17 protein-coding genes are annotated in these 18,970 nt (G+C 68.2%); 10 read left to right on the top strand and 7 right to left on the bottom strand.

Features of this window, described 5'->3' with window-relative positions:
* Window positions 1-228: 228 nt before the first annotated feature.
* A complete protein-coding gene (locus QH168_RS26695; protein WP_280468687.1) occupies window positions 229-2,790 on the bottom strand; it encodes a DUF6049 family protein in 2,562 nt (853 codons plus the stop codon).
* Window positions 2,787-3,323: an NUDIX hydrolase gene (locus QH168_RS26700; RefSeq protein ID WP_280468688.1), complete on the bottom strand. Its 537-nt coding sequence runs from the start codon at window positions 3,321-3,323 to the stop codon at window positions 2,787-2,789. The genes QH168_RS26695 and QH168_RS26700 overlap by 4 nt, the downstream gene beginning before the upstream one ends.
* Before the next feature lie 149 nt (window positions 3,324-3,472).
* Here QH168_RS26700 and QH168_RS26705 point away from each other — a divergent pair, with 149 nt between their 5' ends.
* Entirely contained in the window at window positions 3,473-4,939 is a 1,467-nt protein-coding gene (locus tag QH168_RS26705) for a CCA tRNA nucleotidyltransferase (protein ID WP_280468933.1), read from the top strand.
* Between the two features lie 7 nt (window positions 4,940-4,946).
* Here the strand turns inward: QH168_RS26705 and QH168_RS26710 are convergent, their stop codons facing one another.
* Window positions 4,947-5,762 (bottom strand): hypothetical protein, encoded by an 816-nt coding sequence (locus tag QH168_RS26710; protein ID WP_280468690.1) that lies wholly within the window; start codon window positions 5,760-5,762, stop codon window positions 4,947-4,949.
* 152 nt (window positions 5,763-5,914) lie between these two features.
* Between QH168_RS26710 and QH168_RS26715 the strand changes: the two genes are divergently transcribed.
* From QH168_RS26715 to QH168_RS26725, 3 genes are all read left to right on the top strand, one after another.
* Complete coding sequence (locus QH168_RS26715; protein ID WP_280468934.1) at window positions 5,915-6,670, top strand: LamB/YcsF family protein; 756 nt, start codon at window positions 5,915-5,917, stop codon at window positions 6,668-6,670.
* A gap of 210 nt (window positions 6,671-6,880) precedes the next feature.
* A complete protein-coding gene (locus QH168_RS26720) occupies window positions 6,881-7,585 on the top strand; it encodes a 5-oxoprolinase subunit B family protein (protein WP_280468691.1) in 705 nt (234 codons plus the stop codon).
* An 8-nt stretch (window positions 7,586-7,593) separates the two neighbouring features.
* Window positions 7,594-8,463, top strand: a complete 870-nt coding sequence (locus tag QH168_RS26725) for a biotin-dependent carboxyltransferase family protein (RefSeq protein WP_280468693.1) — start codon at window positions 7,594-7,596, stop codon at window positions 8,461-8,463.
* A gap of 50 nt (window positions 8,464-8,513) precedes the next feature.
* On the opposite strand, the gene QH168_RS26730 is transcribed toward QH168_RS26725, so the two are convergent.
* Window positions 8,514-10,115 carry a DUF4185 domain-containing protein gene (locus QH168_RS26730; protein ID WP_280468694.1) on the bottom strand — a complete coding sequence of 534 codons (1,602 nt, stop codon included), beginning with the start codon at window positions 10,113-10,115 and terminating at the stop codon, window positions 8,514-8,516.
* Between the two features lie 209 nt (window positions 10,116-10,324).
* Here QH168_RS26730 and QH168_RS27625 point away from each other — a divergent pair, with 209 nt between their 5' ends.
* On the top strand, window positions 10,325-11,353 hold the full coding sequence (locus QH168_RS27625; RefSeq protein WP_348537616.1) for a hypothetical protein: 1,029 nt from the start codon (window positions 10,325-10,327) through the stop codon (window positions 11,351-11,353).
* Between the two features lie 91 nt (window positions 11,354-11,444).
* Here QH168_RS27625 and QH168_RS26740 read toward each other — a convergent pair whose 3' ends face one another.
* Both QH168_RS26740 and QH168_RS26745 read right to left on the bottom strand, forming a co-directional pair.
* Window positions 11,445-12,776: a hypothetical protein gene (locus QH168_RS26740; protein WP_280468935.1), complete on the bottom strand. Its 1,332-nt coding sequence runs from the start codon at window positions 12,774-12,776 to the stop codon at window positions 11,445-11,447.
* 142 nt (window positions 12,777-12,918) lie between these two features.
* Window positions 12,919-13,386 carry an NUDIX hydrolase gene (locus QH168_RS26745; RefSeq protein ID WP_280468695.1) on the bottom strand — a complete coding sequence of 156 codons (468 nt, stop codon included), beginning with the start codon at window positions 13,384-13,386 and terminating at the stop codon, window positions 12,919-12,921.
* A 221-nt stretch (window positions 13,387-13,607) separates the two neighbouring features.
* Here QH168_RS26745 and QH168_RS26750 point away from each other — a divergent pair, with 221 nt between their 5' ends.
* Together QH168_RS26750 and QH168_RS26755 are read left to right on the top strand one after the other, a co-directional pair.
* On the top strand, window positions 13,608-14,399 hold the full coding sequence (locus QH168_RS26750) for a pirin family protein (protein WP_280468697.1): 792 nt from the start codon (window positions 13,608-13,610) through the stop codon (window positions 14,397-14,399).
* Between the two features lie 128 nt (window positions 14,400-14,527).
* On the top strand, window positions 14,528-14,995 hold the full coding sequence (locus QH168_RS26755) for a DUF4190 domain-containing protein (protein WP_280468699.1): 468 nt from the start codon (window positions 14,528-14,530) through the stop codon (window positions 14,993-14,995).
* Here the strand turns inward: QH168_RS26755 and QH168_RS26760 are convergent.
* Entirely contained in the window at window positions 14,973-15,497 is a 525-nt protein-coding gene (locus QH168_RS26760) for a hypothetical protein (protein ID WP_280468700.1), read from the bottom strand. The genes QH168_RS26755 and QH168_RS26760 overlap by 23 nt on opposite strands.
* A gap of 132 nt (window positions 15,498-15,629) precedes the next feature.
* On the opposite strand from QH168_RS26760, the gene QH168_RS26765 reads away from it, so the two are divergent.
* From QH168_RS26765 to QH168_RS26775, 3 genes are read left to right on the top strand one after another with little or no spacing between them, the layout of a single operon-like run.
* A complete protein-coding gene (locus QH168_RS26765) occupies window positions 15,630-16,481 on the top strand; it encodes a helix-turn-helix domain-containing protein (RefSeq protein ID WP_280468701.1) in 852 nt (283 codons plus the stop codon).
* Window positions 16,482-16,491: 10 nt separating this feature from the next.
* On the top strand, window positions 16,492-16,872 hold the full coding sequence (locus tag QH168_RS26770; protein WP_280468703.1) for a DUF397 domain-containing protein: 381 nt from the start codon (window positions 16,492-16,494) through the stop codon (window positions 16,870-16,872).
* A gap of 34 nt (window positions 16,873-16,906) precedes the next feature.
* On the top strand, window positions 16,907-18,919 hold the full coding sequence (locus QH168_RS26775; RefSeq protein ID WP_432421187.1) for a M13 family metallopeptidase: 2,013 nt from the start codon (window positions 16,907-16,909) through the stop codon (window positions 18,917-18,919).
* The last annotated feature ends 51 nt before the right edge of the window (window positions 18,920-18,970 follow it).

Here is an 18,970-nt window from a genome sequence, read left to right on the forward strand (position 1 = left end):
GACCGCCATGGGTATCGCCGGTCATCTCCGGCTCCGCATGCGGTCCGCGTTCCCACGGCGCCGCAGGCGCCCGGCGGGCAGGCGGTCCGCCGGGACGGTCGTCAGGTCGCTGATGAGCGAATTGATCATCGTCGCCCATCATGCCTCCTGTGCTTCGCCGGGCAGCGGAACCAGGCGGTTGCGATGAGCTGCGTCGCGCCGGAGCACGTCGCGCGGGAACCCGCTCATCTACACCTCCTGTTGCTGTCCCTGCTGCCGAAGTACGCGCTTACGCGCCCGCCGGTACCTGTTCACCCGTCGCCGGATGCCCGGATCGACGCCCTTGTCGGCGGGATCCGGCTCTCCGTGGAACCGGCGCCACAGGCGGCGTCCGGCCAACAGGAACAGCAGTATCCCGGCACATGCGGTAATTATCGCCAGCGTTTGACCGTACGCGTTCGAACGCACCGACACCGACGTGGCGTTGCCGAGCGGCACCCCCTCCGGCGTGGTAAGCGAAATCGGAATGACCAGGTTACGGGAGTCGCTGACCTCGGTGGGGATCTGGAAGGAGCGGGTGCCGCGGGGCGGTAGCTGCTGTTCACCGAGGTCGGTGATCTTCGTCTCGGCGGGTGCGTCGATACGGAACCGGATCCGCACCGCGACCGGCAGATCGTTGCGGGCGACCAGTAGCAGCGGGCTCTGCTCGGAGGCCAGCGTGTACACCCCGCCCGGCGGCAGCACGGTGACCGAACCGAACATGGTGTCGAGCGCGGCCGTGGTCTGTTCCAATCGCCGCCCGGCGAAGGTGTCCGCCAGCGCGGTCTCGCCGCGGCGATCGGACAGGCTCAGCGTGCGCAGCAGATCATCGCGCAGCGGGGTCAGGAACTCCTGTGGCGTCGGCTCCGATTGCGGCACCTCGACCAACGCGCGCATCAGCTCGCTGATCCGATGTCCCTGATCGCGCACGGGCCCGATGAACTGCGCGGGCGCCGCGTCCTGGCTCGCCTGCGGGAGGTAGTCGACCTGGTACGGGGCGGCGTCGGCGGGCTGGGCCAGCAGCTGGGTGAAGGTGCGCGGGGACGCGAGATTGTTCTCCAGCAGCAGATCGAGCTGCCGCAGGATCGCGACGGCCTCTTCCCGGTTGGCGCCCCACTGTTGCGGCGGCACCAGCAGCGCCGAGCGCGGCCGATCCGGGCGCGGGTTGAGGGCGGTCCACGACACCGCGCCGAGCGCGTCCTGGAGCCTGGCGGTCCTGGAGTCCTTGGTGACCTCGTAGCGCACCTGATCGGGGGTGAACGAGGGCGTCGGCGGGTTGGAGCCCATCGCCGCCAGCGCCGTCGCCGACCAGATATCGAAGGTGGCCGCGCGCAGGGCGGGATCGGCGGCCGGCTCCGAACCGCGCGGGGCCGGGGTCGGTGCGGCCGACGGCGGCGCGGCGGCCGGCGGAGCGGGCGTCTGTGGAGCGGGCGCGGTGACGCCGGGCAGCCGGACCACATCGGGTGTGCCGGGTTCGGGCTCGGTGCGCACGGTGCGGGTGGCGGCGGTCCGTCCGGTGACGCCGGTGCGGGCCGAGGAGATATCGGGATTGTCGGCCGGTGCGACGGCGTTGTCGGCCAGCACCGCCGTGCTGAAACCATTGCCGCGCAGCAGTGCACCGGCGCCCGCGTCGATACTGCCGGAATCGGGCAGGCTCACCCCGCGGACCGAGCGGGTGGACAGGATGGAGTCGATGACGTCGGCCGGTGCGCGCAAGGCCCGGGCGGTGAGCTGCGGATCGTCCACCGCGGCCAATGCGGACACGTCGACCTGCGCGAACGGCAGCGCGACCGTACACACCGAGGAGGCGAGCGTGCGCAACCGGTCCAACCAGGCCTGCGCCTGCTCCGATCCGGTACCCGCCCTGGTCGCACCGCTCGGATCCGACGGGCTGGCCAGGACCCGATAGTCCTCGGTCATCGCCTGCACGGTGAGCAGCAGATCCGGGTCGACGGCCACACAGACCGCGGAGGCCAGCCGCTTGTCCCGGCCCGCGTCGGTGCCGAGCGCGGTCTCGAGGGCGTCGAGCAGCTGTTCGAGCCTGCCGCCCTTGCCCAGTGAGGAGGCCAGTTCGTCATCGGTCAGTTCGGGGATCTCGTCCACAGCGCCCGGCCGTCCGGCCACCAGCCGCGGCCGATCCGCCAGCGGCCACACCAGGGTGGTCGCGACCGGCGGCGCCGGTGGCGCGGGCACCGGTTGGGTCGCGCCGGAGGAGGCGGGCGGCAGACCGAGCACCGGGAGCAGGAAGCGAGCGTCGTCGAGGCGGGCCTGAGTGCCGTAGGCGGGCTCCCCGTTGACGTTCAGCAGCAGCGGATACACCCCGGGCTCGGTGATATCCAACGAGGCACCGGCGTCATCGGCGCGCAGCGCGATACTCAGGGTGAACTGACGGCGTTGGCCGGGGCTCAGCCGCTCGGCGACATCCTCGAACGGGCCCGCCATATCGTAATTGGCCTGGTCCAGCCGCAGGGCCGTACGCAACCCGCTCGGTTCGGACACCGCACGCGCGCGCTGCACCCGGACGCTCACATCGTCGACCACCCGGTCGCCGATATTGGTGACGGTGCCCGACACGGTCAGCACCGGATCGCTGGTCGTGGTCACGGTGGTCGGGGTCACCGAATCCAGCGAGAGCTTGAGGAATTTCGGCGACGAGGCTTCACCGGACTCGCTCGGCTGTGCGTCCGCTGGCGGTTGGCTCAGTATCGGCAGCGCCGCCACCGCGCCGAGGATCGTCAGGACCGCCACGATGATCCGCAGTCCACGCGTCATTGCTTGCCGGTCTCCATCCGGTCGATCAGCCGGTTCGCCACTTCGGCCAGACGCCGCTCATCGGCGTAGGCGAGGCGGGAATCCAGTTCACTCAATGGGACCCACGCCACCTGGGTGACTTCGATATCCGCATCCGACAGTTCACCACCGACCGAACGCAAAAGGAAATGGTGCACCGTTTTGTGTACCCGCCGACCGTCGGTGACGAACCAGTAATCGATGCTGCCGAGTTCGGCGACCACCACGCCCTCGATGCCGGTTTCCTCGGCGACTTCCCGGATCGCGGTCTGCTCGGAGGTCTCGCCCTCTTCGATATGGCCCTTCGGCAGCGACCACAGCAGCCGTCCGCGCCGATCGGTGCGCCCGATCAGTGCCGCGCTGCGCTGTTCACGCGGGCCGTCGAGGCCGTCGACGACGAGTCCGCCCGCCGAGGTCTCCTTGACCGTGCGCATGCGTGGTCTCGCCGCGTTTCCGGCCGAACCATGGCGCCGGGGCTGGCGGCGTCGACTGTTCGCGCGATCGGCCGGGGACACCAAGCAATCCTAATCGACGCGGTCGGTCCTGCCGTCCATAGTCCGCGCGCGACCCGGGGCCGCGGCGGTGCCCGACGGCGGTGTCCGTCCCACCGCCGCGCTGGGTAAGGTTCACGTTCGTGGTTTCGACCGGCCCCGACCCCGCCCAGCTGCCAGCGCAGTCCGATCACGCGCAGCTCGCGCCCGAAGAGCGCCGCACCCGGCTGCTTGCCGCGGCGGCGGTGACCCTCGGCAGGCTCGATGATGTGCTGACCCCGCTCGGTGAGTTGTTCGCCGCCCGCGGTTTCCATCTGTATCTGGTGGGCGGCAGTGTCCGTGACGCGGTGCTCGGCAGACTCGGCACCGATCTCGATTTCACCACCGACGCCAGGCCAGAGCAGGTGCAGGAGATCCTGCGCGGTTGGGCCGACCATCTGTGGGACACCGGCGGTCTGGCGTTCGGCACGGTCAGTGCGGCCAAGGGCGATCAGCAGTTGGAGATCACCACCTTCCGCAGCGACAGCTACGACCGGGTCTCCCGCAATCCCGAGGTCACCTTCGGCGATTCGCTCGAGGGCGATCTGGTGCGCCGCGATTTCACCGTCAACGCGATGGCGGTGAAGATCGCCGCGGACGGATCGCTGGAGTTCGTCGACCCGCTCGGCGGGATGGACGCCCTGCTGGAGGGCCTGCTCGACACTCCGTCGACGCCACAGGAATCCTTCGGCGACGATCCGCTGCGGATGTTGCGCGCCGCCCGTTTCGTCTCCCAACTCGGTTTCGAACTGCATCCGCGGGTGCGCGCGGCGATCTCCGAGATGGCGGGCGAGATCGAACGCATCACCGCCGAACGGGTCCGCACCGAACTGGACAAACTCATCGGCGGTGCGCATCCCATCGACGGCATCAACATCATGTGCGAGACCGGGCTCGCCCAGCTGGTGCTGCCCGAAGTACCCGCGATGAAGCTCGAGATCGACGAGCACCATCAGCACAAGGATGTGTACTGGCATTCGCTGACCGTCCTCGAGCAGGCCATCGACCAGGAGGAGGGCGACCCCGACCTGGTGCTGCGCTGGGCGGCGCTGCTGCACGACATCGGCAAGCCCGACACCAAACGCAACGAGCCGGGCGGCGGCGTCAGCTTCCATCACCACGAGGTGGTCGGGGCCAAGATGGTGCGCAAACGGATGCGGGCGCTGAAGTATCCGAAGCAGTTCACCGAGGACGTGGCCCGGCTGGTGTTCCTGCATCTGCGGTTCCACGGCTACGGCAAGGGCCAGTGGACCGATTCGGCGGTGCGCCGCTACGTCACCGATGCCGGTGACCTGCTGCCCCGGCTGCACAAACTGGTGCGCGCGGATTGCACCACCCGTAACAAGCGCCGCGCCGCCGCCCTGCGCGCCACCTACGACGATCTGGAGACCCGGATCGCGCGCTTGCAGGAGCAGGAGGATCTCGCCCGGGTCCGCCCGGACCTGGACGGCAACGCCATCATGGAACTGCTCGATCTGTCACCCGGCCCCGATGTCGGCAAGGCGTGGCGGTATCTGAAGGAGCTTCGTCTCGACCGCGGGCCGCTGACCAGGGACGAAGCCGAGGCGGCGCTCGTCGAATGGTGGAAGACCCAGAACTGATCGCCGATCAGAACACGATCAGCGTGGTCCCCGCGACGATCGCCGCACGCATCTGCGCCAGATCGAACGAACCGCTGACCTCGGGTAGTTCGACGCGGAACCGCACCACTTCGCCGTCTCGGGTGGCGTGCACGACGCGCGCGTTGTTGGGCAGTTCCGGTAACCGGATCGGGCGGACGGTACGCATTCGGCGCGGGATCGGTATGCCGAACCAACCCGCGCGGTGCACCTCGAGAGTGAGCATGTCGTCCTGCACCGCGGCATCGGCGATGGCGGTGATCCTTCGCTGCCGGTGCACGGCCTTGATCAGCCCGTTCGGCGCGACCGACAGCTTCCAATCCAGCTGCTGATCATTGAGCCAGTCGATCAGCGCCGCCGTGGTGACGGTGCCCTCGATATCGAGCTGCGCGCTGCGCACCTTCGTCGGCACGCCAGGAATGAGCCGGACGCCGTGCGCGATCACGGTCATCTCGCGGATCGGATGCTGATCCCAGTTCAGTTCGGTCAGCACGGTCTTGGTCTGGAAATGCGCGCCGCGGCGGCGAACCTTCAACACGTCGAGTGTCGCGGTCAGATCATGGCCGAGCAGGGTGGCGCTGACCTCCTGGCCGCCGAACCGGCTGAGAATGCCCTCGCTGAGGACCGTCATCAGCACATCGGGCATGAGCGCGGTCACCGTGCCCGCCCCGAGATCGGCCACCGGATCCACCCATGCGGTGGTGTAGGAAACCCACTGCTCCAGCCAGGATTGCTCGAACAGCCGCTTGCCGATATCCACTGCCCACAGCGGTGACCAGGACTTCGGGTCGAAATAGGTGGCCATGATTGCTCTGAGCGTACTGGGCGGCCCGCGCCGCGACCACGGTCCGATCCGGTATCGCGGGCCGCCGGTACCCGGTGACCGGCGCCGAACTGCGATCCTTGTCTCGGGGATCACACCACGAGGACAATGGGTACCGAATGGGAAGGACGCGGATGGCGCTGGATCTGAACGGCGATCTCGGCGAGGGCTTCGGCCCGTGGACGATGGGCGACGACGAGGCGATGCTCGATATCGTCACCAGCGCCAACATTGCCTGCGGCTTCCATGCCGGTGATCCCTCGATCATGCGCCGGACCTGCGTATCGGCCGTCGAGAAGGGTGTGCGCATCGGCGCGCATGTCGGCTACCGCGATCTGGCGGGGTTCGGCCGCCGGGTGATCGAGGTGGCGCCGGGGCAACTGCGCGACGAGGTGCTGTACCAGATCGGTGGCCTGGACGGTTTCGCCCGCGCCGAGGGTGACCGGGTGCGCTATGTGAAACCGCACGGCGCGCTCTATCACGCGGCGGCGCGGGACCGGAAGGTCGCCGACGCGGTGCTGGCCGCGGTCGCCGAATACGATCCCGAACTCGCGCTGCTCGGCCCGGCGGGCACCCAGCTCGAACACGCCGCCGGTCATATCGGGGTGCGGTTCATCGGCGAGGGGTTCGCCGATCGCGGCTACACCCCGTCGGGTGAGCTGGCCGCGCGCGGCACGCCCGGCGCGTTACTCGGGATGAACGAGGCGGTCGCGCAAGCGGTCTCGATCGCCATGTCCGGTACCGCCCGTACCGTCGGCGGGTCGGGCGAGGTCACCGTGCGTGCGGCCAGCATCTGCGTGCACGGCGATACACCGGAGGCGGTGGGGATGGCGCGGCTGATCCGGGAAACCCTCGACGAGGTCGGGGTGGCGGTCGCGGCGTTCAGTTGAGATGCGATCGCCTTCGGCTGAGATGCGATCGCATCGGCCCATCCGCCGCCCACGGTGCGCCGGATGCGGTGAGTTCGCCGGGGTACGGAGGTGGGTCGTGTGCCCGCGCACGACGCGAAAGTCGATGCGGTGTAGGCGAGTCGGGTGCGCTCGTTCGCCGGTACACATCGCGTCGGAGCCGTACCATCGTTGGCCTGGAGGGAGGCGCTGATGATGATATCGACAGGTTCGGCGCCGCACGGGGGCGGTGCTCGGTCGGGGACGGACGCGGGCGACCGGCTCATTCGCGCGGCCGGTGATCGCGCGTTCCTGCTCACTCCGCCGACCGCGGCGGCGGCCGATCTGGCGGCGATCCTGCGCGACCGGCGGATCGACGGCGTTCAGGATGTTTTGCCCGCCGCGGAAACCGTGCTGGTCACGCTGGACTCGACCCGGGATGCCGAGCAGGTACGGCGGCAATTGCACACGGTGGTCGACGAACTCGCCGAATCCGGCGAGGTTTCCCGTGGAACATTCCCTGATACCGACCCGGTGGTGATCCCCGTGCACTACGACGGCGCTGATCTGGCCGATATCGCCCGCATGCTCGGCATGTCCACCCGAGAGGTCATCGACGCGCACACCGGGACCGTATGGCATTGCGCCTTCGTCGGTTTCGCCCCCGGATTCGGCTACCTACGCTCCCCCGACGACCGCCTCACCGTCCCGCGCCGCGCCGAGGCGCGCACCGCTATCCCGGCGGGAAGCGTGGCCCTGGCGGGCGGCTATTCGGCTGTCTACCCACGCAAATCGCCGGGCGGCTGGCAGCTGCTCGGACATACCGAGCAGATCCTGTGGGACGTCGAGCGCGATCCACCCGCGCTGATCCGTGCCGGTACCGCGGTCCGATTCGTCGACGCGCGGGCGGACCGATGAGTGCGGCAATGACCGGCGGCGATGCGAAACTGCTGGTCGAGCGCGTGGGTCCGTTGGCGACCATCCAGGATCTCGGCCGCCCCGGCTGGTTCGATTCCGGGGTCGGGGTATCGGGTGCGGCCGATCGTGGTGCGTTACGGCTGGCCAACCGGCTCGTCGGCAATCCCGAGGGTCATGCCGGAATCGAAGTGCTGCTCGGCGGATTGACAGTGCGGACGCTGCGACACACCACGCTGGCCGTCACCGGTGCGCCCGCGCAGGCCGCGGTCGACGGTCGTCCGGTCGGGCATGCGAGCGTGCTCGAACTCGAACCCGATCAGGTGCTGTCACTGGGTCTGGCCGCGACAGGATTGCGCAGCTACGTCGCGGTCCGCGGCGGCGTCGACGTCGTATCCACGCTCGGCTCGCGCAGCCGCGATACGATGTCCGGCATCGGGCCGGAGCCGGTGCATCCCGGCGATGAACTTCCCATCGGTCCTGTGCCACGGTCGTTTCCGATCATCGACCAGGCGCCATTGCCGGATCTGCCTGCTGTGCTGGACATTCGAGTCATTCCGGGGCCGCGTGACGATTGGTTCGTCGATGCCGGTGCGTTGTTCGCGGGTGATTGGACCGTGAGCGCCGACGTCGACCGGATCGGCGCGCGACTACAGCGAAAATCCGGCCCGGCATTGGAACGCCGCCTCGGACAAGAACTCCCGACCGAGGGTGTCGCGCTCGGCGCCATCCAGGTGCCGCCGTCCGGGCAGCCGGTGGTCTTCCTCGCCGATCATCCGATCACCGGTGGGTACCCGGTGATCGGTGTGGTCGTCGACGCCGATATCGATTCGATGGCGCAGGCGCGGCCCGGTCGCACGGTGCGGTTTCGCCGCTGCTGAGTATTCGTCGGCCCGGTCGAACAGCGCGCTTCGTCGCGAATGAGTCGTGGTCAGGGCTGATCGAGGCGGGCGTGCATGAGGTAGACGTTGTAGCTGTCCCAGGCCGAGATGGTGAAGTACAGATCCTGTGCGGTCGACCACGGATGGATGAATCCGCCGTAGGACTTCGGGTATTCGGTGGTCGAGACCAGCGGCACGGCATCGGTCCACGCGCCCTGCGGTGCTGCGGCGGTGCGCAGGACGATCGCGCCGCGCGCCGAATCCAGGTACACCATCTGCCACCGATCCGATTCCGCGTCATAGCGGACCGAGAGTTCCGAGGCGATACCGGGAACCAGTGGTGTGGCGAGGTTTTCGAGGGCCGGCGCCCAGGTGCCGCCCACCCAGTACTGGTAGGCGGACTTGTTGAGCACCTCGTCCTTGGGCACCCTGGCCAGACCGATCACGCCGATGCGTCCGTTGGGTGTGCCGAACATGTAGACGTATTCGCCCTGCGGCACCATCGCCGCCACCTGGAACCGGCCGAGTCCGAACAGGTTGTCCCACTTGGCGTGCTGGTCCTTGACCCAGGTGCTGCCGTTGTCGTCGGAGTAGGCGATACCGCCGTAGTTGGTCCACCACAGACCGGGGATGCGGCTCCAACGGTTCACCGACATATAGCTCAGGTACTGCCGGTCGCCGATGGCGAACCCGGAGGTCGGGATGGTGGTGGTCTCCCAGTTCTTCAGTTTGCGGCTGCCGAGCAGTTCGGCGGCGTGGCAGCGACTGTCCTGGACCATCGTGTCGAGCGTCAGACCGTCGGACAGATCGCGGTCGGTGCTGTAACCGAGCACGTTACTGCGCCAGTCCTCGTCCTCGCCGCCCGCGCCGCCCGGAGTCCAGCCCTTACCGAAGGTGTCACCGAAAACCACCGCGACCTCACCCGGCTTGTTCTCCCACATGAGGCCGAGGTCGGTGCCGTCGACCTGCCAGCGCATATCGGTGCGGTTCTCGGAGCCGGGGCCGGTGACCTGCTCCACCAGCCGCACCGATTCCACACGGGCGGGCGCGACCGCCTGGGTCAGCGGTCCGGGTTCGGCGGGATGCGAGACGTGTGGCGGCGCGGGCTGCGGCGGATCACCCGGCTCGCCTGGTACCGGAATCGGGATGGGCTCGATTTCGGGTTTGATCTGGATCTTCGGCAGTTTGATCGGTTCGGCCGAACCGGAGGCGCTGCCCGAGCCCGAACCGCTACCCGAACCCGAATCGGGCGCCTGCGGTCCTGGCGCGGATTCCGTGGGTTTGTCGGTATCGCGGATGTCCGGGCACGGATTGTGGCACGGGTCGGTGGGCAACGGCTCCGGCGCGATCCTGGTGTTGTCGTGCGGTGGATCCGGCACCGGGACCGGGGTGAGCTGCGGGACCGGGATCGGAATATCGATCTGCGGTGGCAGCGGCGGTGCTGGTGGCTGCGACGGGTCGGGTTCGCGCGCAAGCGGATCGAAACCGACCTCACCGCAACTGTTCACCGGCGGCGGCGCCCATGGATGCGGTATCGCCTGCACCGGCGCGGGAACCGCGAGCACCCCGGTGATCAGCACGCCGAACAATGCGGGGCGATAGGGGGTGGCGGAGTGGGAGCGAGCACCGAGCGGGTTCGGCAGAAGTCCCATGGCGCGGCGGCTCCCGGGTCGGATCGGATCGGGCGGAGGCCTGATCTCCCGGCCCTCCGTGGTGACGTAACGCTTCCGCCGCCGTGGCCCGACCGGATCAGGCGAAGATCAACTTACCGCGCGCGGCGCAGCCAGGGGATGAATGCGGCGTCTCGAGGAATGTTGCGGCGCGGTGGAACCGGATCGGCGCGGCCCGCGTCCAAGCAGATATGAACGAGATCGAGTACGCCTTCGGAACCGGCGACGGCGCCGTCGACGTCTGGTCGACGCAGGCGAATCTGGAGTTGGCCGGTACACCGGACGCCGTACAACTGGACTTCGACGGCGACGGACTGGCCGACGACGCCATGTGGGACACCAAGGGCGACGGCGTCGCCGACGTGGCCGCCCTCGACCTGAACGACGACGGCGTACTCGACGCCTTCTTCACCGACCCGTCCGGCACCGGCGTCTGGGACCACCAGATCACCGGCACCCCCGCCGACGCCGCCAGCGAGCCCTTGGACTGGGTGGTCCGCGGCGAGGCCCCACCACCCGACCCGGCCACCCCCACCGCCACCAGCGGGTTCGAGCCCCCGGCCGACCCGGTCGCCGGGTACGGCACCCCATCGCACCCCATGGACCCACCCGGTGGGCATACCGCCCCGCATCACGCGCCGCCACCCGCGGACCCGTTCGCCGGGCAGCACCTGCCACCTCCGGCACACCCCGGCGGCCCCGCCGCGCCGCCGCTGGTGCCTCCGACCGACGCGTCCGTCGGGCACGGTGCCCCGCCGGATCCGCTCGGTGGGCACCACGCGCCGCCCGCGGATCCCTTTGCCGCCGAGCAGATGCCGCCACCCACCGCCCAGCCGCCCCTGGCCGATCCATCCGGCGCGCACGTCGGGCCGGATCCGGTGCCGCCCATCGATCCGCCCACCGGTCACAGTGCTCCGTCGCACCCTGCGGCGCCGTCCGAGCCGCCACCCGGCAGCCAGTCGCCCCTGGCCGACCCGTCCGGCGCGTACGCCGGACCGCATCCGGTGCCGCCCATCGAACACAGCGCTGCGCCGCTGCCCGTGCCGCCGGGCGGGCTGCTGACACCGCCGCAGCTCATGCCGCCGGTGGACCCGTTCGTGCGGCCGGATGTGCAGCCCGGCCATCCGGCGGGGCTGGTGGTGCAGGTGGATCTGGGGGTGCAGGTGAGCGCCACACTCGGGGATCCGGTGCCCGGGTTCGCGGAGGACGGGCAGGGCTGAGCGCTCCTCCTCGTCCGGCCGGGCCGGATCGGGGACTTCGCCGACGTTTCGAGGGGTCGATGCGCGGGGTCCCGATCCGCCTGGACCGCGGCTATCCGGTTCGGCCGACGCGCCCGCGGCGGGTGTTCAGTGCGATGGCCACGATCCCGGCGCCATAGATGGCCGCGCCCGCCGCCACCATCGGCAGCGATCGGCCGTTCGCGGGGACCACGAGTGCCGCCAGCGCGATGGCCAGTACGAACGCCACATTGAACACGGTGTCCTGGAGGGCGAACACCTGGCCGCGGCGAGTGTCGTCGATATCGATCTGCATGGCCGCATCGCCGGTGAGTTTGATGGTCTGACCGGCCAGCCCGAACAGAAACGCCCCGATGAGCAGCAGTTGATGCGCCCGGTGCGCGGCGGCACCGGATTCGGCCACCGCGATGGGCGTGACCAGCAGCAACTGCACCGTCGTCGCGGTCACCAGACCGGCGACCACCGTGCGCGGTCGGCCGAGCCGCGGAATGAGAATCGGCGCGACCGCCGCCGCCACCAGCATCCCGCTCGCCGTCGCCGCGATCGCGACCCCGAAGCCGATCAGCCCGCTGTCCACCCCGGAACCGTCCGACGGCGCCTGCCGCAGCACCAGCACCATGATCAGCGTGTTCACGCCGAACACGATCCGATGCGTGCCGATCCCGATCATCGCGGTGGTGACCTGCACCGATTCCCATACGGCGAGGGCGCCGGTGCGTAGACCCGTCGCGATCGCGCGCACGGTGCCCGTCCGCGCGGCGGCATCTGCTTCGGGCCCGAGCGCCCGCGGCGCGAAACCCGTCGCCAGGAGCGCGCCCGCCACGGACCCGACCGCACTGACCGCCACCGCGACCGCCGATCCGGTATCCCCCGCGCCTATCAATCCGATCACCGCGACCGAGGCCGCCGCCCCGACCCCGGCGCAACCGGAGGCGACGGTGGCGAGCACCGAGTTGGTCGGCACCAGCCAGCGTTGGGCGAGCACCCGCGGCAGTGCGGCCGACACCCCGGCCATCACGAAGCGGCTGATGCCGACCACGGCCAGTGCGAGCAACAGCAGCGGACTCTCGCCGATACCGGCCAGCAGCCCGAGGCTCACCGCCGCGATCAGCACCGCACGCAGCACATTCGCCACCAGCAACACTGCCCGGCGATCCCAGCGGTCCAGGAGCGCGCCCGCGTATGGGCCGATGAAGGAATAGGGCAGCAGCAGCACCGCGAACCCGGCCGCGATGGCCAGCGGATCGGTTTCACGTTCGGGGTTGAACAGGATCGCGCCCGACAGCGCCGCCTGGAACATGCCGTCACCGAACTGTCCGGTGAACCGCACCAGCGCCAGCCGCGCCACACCGGGGCTCTCTCGCAGCGCGATGCGGAACGCCCGGATCTTCTCCCGCGCGGTCATCGTCGGCTCGGTGCCGGAGGCCGGTGGTTCGCCGGAGCCGTCCGCCGCGTGGCGATTGTCGGGCCGAGCACTGGACACGGCCGTGAGGCTACCCGGCGCGCGCCGTTCGTATATTTCCGAGCAGGTGTGGTGTCCGTCGCCGTCAGCGAATTCCGGTGCTGACCAGCGAACTCACTGTTTGACGCATATCGGGCGCCATGGGGAGATCGGCCAGGTCGGCGGCATCGATCCAGGCGTAGGCGTCGTGTTCACCCGGCGCCAGTTCGACCTCGCCCGGTTCGGCTTCCACCACGAATGCGAATTTGCGGACCCGCGGCTTGGTTCTGGTGGCGTAATCGAAGCTGCCGAGGAAATCGGTGACGGCGCGCACCCGCAGGCCGGTTTCCTCATGCAGTTCTCTGGCGACGCTGTCGGCGAAGCTTTCCCCGGATTCGACCCCACCGCCGGGCAGTTCGTACATGCCACCGTGATAGTCGTCCGGCACGCGCCGCACCACCAGCAGTTTTCGTTCGCGAAATACCGCGACGCCGACCACGAAGTCGGTGATCCCGTCGCGGCGCGCCTCGGTGCGGAGCTGCCGCTCGACGCGGGCGAGTGTTTCCGGTCGCATCCGCCCATCCCTCCGGTTCCATTGGGGCACATTCTGTTACGTCGTCGCACTGATTCGACAGATCGGCCGGTACTGCTCACCTACCGTTCATCCGCTGGTCGCTCGCGTAAAATGCCGGGTGCAGACAATTTACAAGGAATGTGGAGTATCGCGCGCCACGGTAGCGGCGGGGTACTTCAACCGGAAAGGCGATGGTGCCCGAGCCCGAGAGGAGGACCGCGATGTCCACACTCACGACTCCGCATATTGATGTCCATCGCGGCGGTGATCGCATGAAAACGCGTATCTCGTGGCTCGATTCGAAACACTCGTTCTCGTTCGGACAGCACTACGATCCCGATAACACCCATCACGGGCTGTTGCTGGTGAATAACGAGGATATAGTTCTGCCAGGTCAGGGCTTCGAAACGCATCCGCATCGGGATATGGAGATCGTCACCTGGGTGCTCGGCGGCAGCCTTGTCCACCAGGATTCGCTCGGTCACAGCGGAATCATCTATCCGGGTCTCGCGCAGCGGATGAGCGCGGGCACCGGAATTATGCATTCGGAGAAGAACGATTCCTGGCGGCTGGACGGCAACCGCGCCGAACACGATGAGCCGGTCCATTTCGTCCAGATGTGGGTGCTGCCCGACGAGCCGGGCGTCGACCCCGGCTACCAGCAGCTCGAGATCGACGATCAGCTGGCGGCGGGCGGGCTGGTCACCGTCGCCTCCGGCCTGCCCCGCTATCGCGACCGCACCGCCATCGCCATCAACAGCAGCCATTCGGCATTGCACGTGGCCAGGCTCGCGGCCATCGAGCCGGGCGGCCCGGATTCGGTCGTCGAACTGCCCGATGCGCTGTATCTGCATGTCTTCATCGCGCGCGGTGAGGTCGAGATGGAGGGCGTCGGCCCGCTGTACGAGGGTGACGCGGTGCGGATGACCCGCTCGGGCGGGCAGCGCATCACCGCGCGGATGCCCGCTGAGGTGCTGGTCTGGGAGATGCACGCGCGCCTGGGCGGACCGTAGCGGCCCCGCCGGACGGTCTGCGCGCCCCGCCGCCGCGAGCCGGTGCGCCATTAACATCTGAGGTCGGCAGACGCGATCAACCCATGTCGTACCCGACCGATCAGCGGCCACCGACCGAGAGGACTCCCATGTCGCAGTATCCGCCTCCTCCCGGCGATTACCCGCCTCCGCCGCCGGGTCAGTATCCGGGGAAGCCGGAGTATTGGCAGGAGTCGCCGCAGCGTAAAGGTCTGGCGATCACAGCGCTCGTGCTCGGCATCCTGGCCGCCCTGACGTTCTGGACGGTGTTCGGCGGTGGGCTGTTCGGCGTATTCGCGGTGATCTTCGGTGTCATCGCGGTGATCAAAGCCATGCGCAAAACCGCGGGCGGCGCCGTGATGGCCTGGATCGGGCTGATCCTCGGTGTGCTCGCGATCATCGGCGCTGTCATCGCCGGAATCATCTACTGGGGCATCGCCGAAGAGGCCGGTGTCACCGACTTCTACGACTGCGTGACCAACGCGGGCAATGATCAGGCCGAGATCGACCGGTGTGAATCGGAATTCAACCAGCGGCTCGAGGATAAGCTCGGGGTCACCCCGACTCCCGCGCCTTGATCGCGACGGCCCTGGTCGCGGCGACGACATCGCCGAACTCGGGCCGGTAGTCGTGTTCGGGGGGATTGATCCAGACCCGGTAGCCACTGTGCTCATCGGCCGGTGAGGGCAGCACGATCTGGCTGCCGGGCAATGCCACCGAGGCGCATTCGCGGAACAGATCGGCGAACAGTTCGGTGTCCAGATACGAATTATCGATCGGCTCGGTCAGGAAGGTCCAGCGCGAGGAGCGCGGATGGGCGACGATCGGCCCGTTGCGCATACCTCGGCTGTCGAGCCGCTCGTGCACCTGCCTGCCGAGGACGGCGGGCATGGCGACAGCGCCGACCGCCCCGATCTCGAGCATGATGCGCCCGAGTGTCTGGTCGACGATGGCGAACAAACCGTGTTCTTTGCGGTAGCTGCGACAGCGGGCAATGGCGTCCTGAACCGCGAGGAAATGCTGTGGCGGATCGGACGTGGGATAACTGCCCGGCTCGGAATCAGTGCGGGACGTACTCATGACGAACCTCGCCTCGGCGCTGGTGGATCTCGTACAGGAAGGGATCGACCGCTGAGTCCGACAGTAGACCCGACCACCAGCCCTGACAATAGTCACACGCCGATGACTTCCGCGGGCGTAGCATCGGCAGCCATGGCACCCGTTTCGCCGACAGTTGCCCGCTGGGAATTGGTGCTGCGGCTACGTGAGCTACGCGCACAGCGTGGCTTCGATTCGGCCGGGTTCGCCAAACAGGTCGGCTTCACCCCCGCCAACTGGTCGCATGTGGAGAAGGGCAGACGGGTCCTGACCACCAACACCATCGGCCCGGTGCTCGATTTGCTCGAGGTGGACGCCGAGGAACGCGGCGAACTACTCGATCTGCTGCACGCCAGTAAACAGCGCGGCTGGTGGGCGAAATCTTCGGCGCTGATCGGGCCGGAATTGCAGCGGCTCTACGGTATGGAATACGGCGCGCAGAGCATCCGCAGCTACGACAGTTCGGTGGTGCCGGGCCTGTTGCAGACCGAGGACTATGCCAGGGCGCTGATCAGCGCCGATGTCATGATCCGGCCGGTGCAGGTGGAGCAGTTGGTGGCAATACGGATGCATCGGCAGCAGCGGTTGCGCGGGCCCGATCCGGTGGAATTGACCGCCGTCGTCGGCGAGGGCACGCTGCGCCAGCAGACCGGCGGCCCGGATGTGCTGCGCGCTCAGCTGCATCATCTGGTCGATCTGATGTCCGAACTCGACACCGTGGAGGTGCGCGTCATCCCGTTCACCGCCCCGGCGGGTGCGGTGCTCGGCGGATCGAGCTTCCATCTGATCGATTTCGCCGGTGAACAGGTGCCCACCTTCGGATGGGCCGAGGGCGCGGTGTTCGGCGGCGCTGTCGACGATCCCGAGCAGGTGCGGGATCTGAGCTTCGCCTATGTGCGCGCACTGGAGCAATCCTTACCACGGGAGGAGTCATTATCCCTGCTCAGGCGGTATGCGGTCGGGTAAAATGCGGCGTATGGCCACCACCGCGAAGTACCGGCCGCATGCCCGCGGCTGGTTCACATCGAGCAGATCCAACAACGGGAACCAATGTGTCGAGGTTCGGTTCGATGGTGATGCGGTGCTCATCCGTGACAGCAAATATCGCCGCAACCCGGCAAATCGCCCCGACGAAGAGCCCGTCATCACCGTCACCGCACGGGAATGGACCGTATTCATCGACTCCCTCACCGAGCGCGGGCCCGCCACGAGCGTCTTGACCGTGCACACCGCCGAAGACGGCCACATCCGGCTCGGTCACGGCGCCACCACGCTCGTCTACACCCCGCAGGAGTGGGCGGCATTCCGCGCGGGCGCCATCGTCGGCGAGTTCGACCGCATCGCCCTGCCCGCTTGAACATCACCCCACGGAGTTCGCGGCCACCGGCATACTGGTGGTCGTGACCTCCGCATCGACCAGTCCCTCCGGTATCGATCTGTCCCACCTCGACCCGGGCGTTCGGGTGCAGGACGACCTGTTCGCGCACGTCAACGGCGCCTGGCTGCAATCGTATGAGATTCCGGCCGATCGGGCCGTCGACGGCGCCTTCCGCACGCTCTACGACCAGGCCGAACTCGATGTCAAGGCCATCATCCAGCAGGCAGGCGGCGCACCGGGCACCGAGGGCCGCAAGGTGGCCGACCTGTACGCGAGCTTCATGGATACCGATCGGGTGTCCGCGGCCGGGCTCGCGCCGATCGCGGGCGAACTGTCGGCCATCGCCGAGATTGCCGATCGGGCTGCCTTCGCCGCACTGCTGGGCCGTCTGCAACGCACCGGCGTCGGTGGCGCGCTCGCGGTCTACGTCGATACCGACGACAAGGATTCCCAGCGCTACCTGGTGAACCTCACCCAGTCGGGTATCGGACTGCCCGACGAGTCCTATTACCGCCAGGACGAATTCGACGCGATCCGCACCGCCTATATCGCCCATATCGACCGGATGTTCGCGCTCGCCGCCGCCGACGACGCCCTTGCCGGGCTGCTGCCCGCCGCGCCGGTCGGCCAGCGGGTGTTCGAACTCGAACGCAAGCTCGCCGCCGGGCACTGGGATGTCGTGCGCCGCCGCGAGGCGGAGCTGAGCTACAACCTGCGCACCTTCGCCGAACTGGCCGCCGAGCATCCCGCATTCGATTGGCAGGCCTGGTCGGCGGCGCTGGCGGAGTCGGCGACCAAGGATGCGAGCGAACTGTTCGCCGAGGTGGTCGTCCGTCAGCCCGACTACCTCGGCGCCTTCGCCACCACCTGGGAACAGGAGTCACTGGCCGATTGGCAGGCATGGGCGATGTGGCGGGTAGTGCGTTCGCGCGCACCCTATCTCACCGATGCGCTGGTGGATGAGAGCTTCGACTTCTACGGCCGCACCCTCACCGGTGCGCAGGAGAACCGGGAGCGTTGGAAGCGGGCGGTCTCGCTGGTGCAGGATCTGCTCGGCGAGGCGGTCGGCAAACTGTATGTGGAGCAGCACTTTCCGCCCGCGGCCAAGGAACGCATGGTCGAGCTGGTGGAGAATCTGCGTGAGGCCTACCGCCGCAATATCTCCGAACTCGAGTGGATGGGCCCCGACACCAGGACCGCCGCGCTGGCCAAACTGGACAAGTTCACCCCGAAGATCGGCTATCCCGATCGCTGGCGCGACTATTCGGCGCTCGATATCGCCGCCGACGATCTCGTGGGCAACTATCGACGCGGATACGCCTTCGAGGTGGACCGTGATCTGAACAAGCTCGGCGGCCCGGTCGACCGGGACGAATGGCATATGACGCCGCAGACCGTCAACGCCTACTACAACCCCGGCATGAACGAAATCGTGTTCCCCGCAGCGATTCTCCAGCCGCCATTCTTCGATATGAACGCCGACGACGCCGCCAACTACGGCGGCATCGGCGCGGTGATCGGGCATGAGATCGGCCACGGCTTCGACGATCAGGGCGCCAAATACGATGGTGACGGCAATATGGTCGACTGGTGGACCGATGCCGACCGTTCCGAATTCGCCAAGCGCACAAAGGCATTGATCGATCAGTACGGTGTGCTGTCACCGAAGGATCTGCCCGACGAGCACACCGTCAACGGTGAGTTCACCATCGGCGAGAACATCGGTGATCTCGGTGGGCTCTCGATCGCGTTGGCGGCGTACCGGATCTCGCTGAACGGCGCCGAACCGCCCGTCATCGATGGGCTGTCCGGTTTGCAGCGGGTGTTCTACGGCTGGGCGCAGGTGTGGCGCACCAAGGCCCGGCCGGAGGAAGCCCTGCGCAGGCTGGCCACCGATCCGCATTCACCGCCGGAGTTCCGCTGCAATGCGGTGGTCCGCAATATCGACGCCTTCCACGAGGCCTTCGACATCCAGCCTGGCGATGCCCTGTATCTGGAACCGGAAGAGCGCGTGAAGATCTGGTAGTACCCGGTCATGACAACGGCGGCGCGTCCATCCAGGACGCGCCGCCGCTGT

The sequence above is a fragment of the Nocardia cyriacigeorgica genome, from assembly GCF_029868385.1.
GTDB classification, from domain to species: Bacteria; Actinomycetota; Actinomycetes; order Mycobacteriales; family Mycobacteriaceae; genus Nocardia; species Nocardia cyriacigeorgica_F.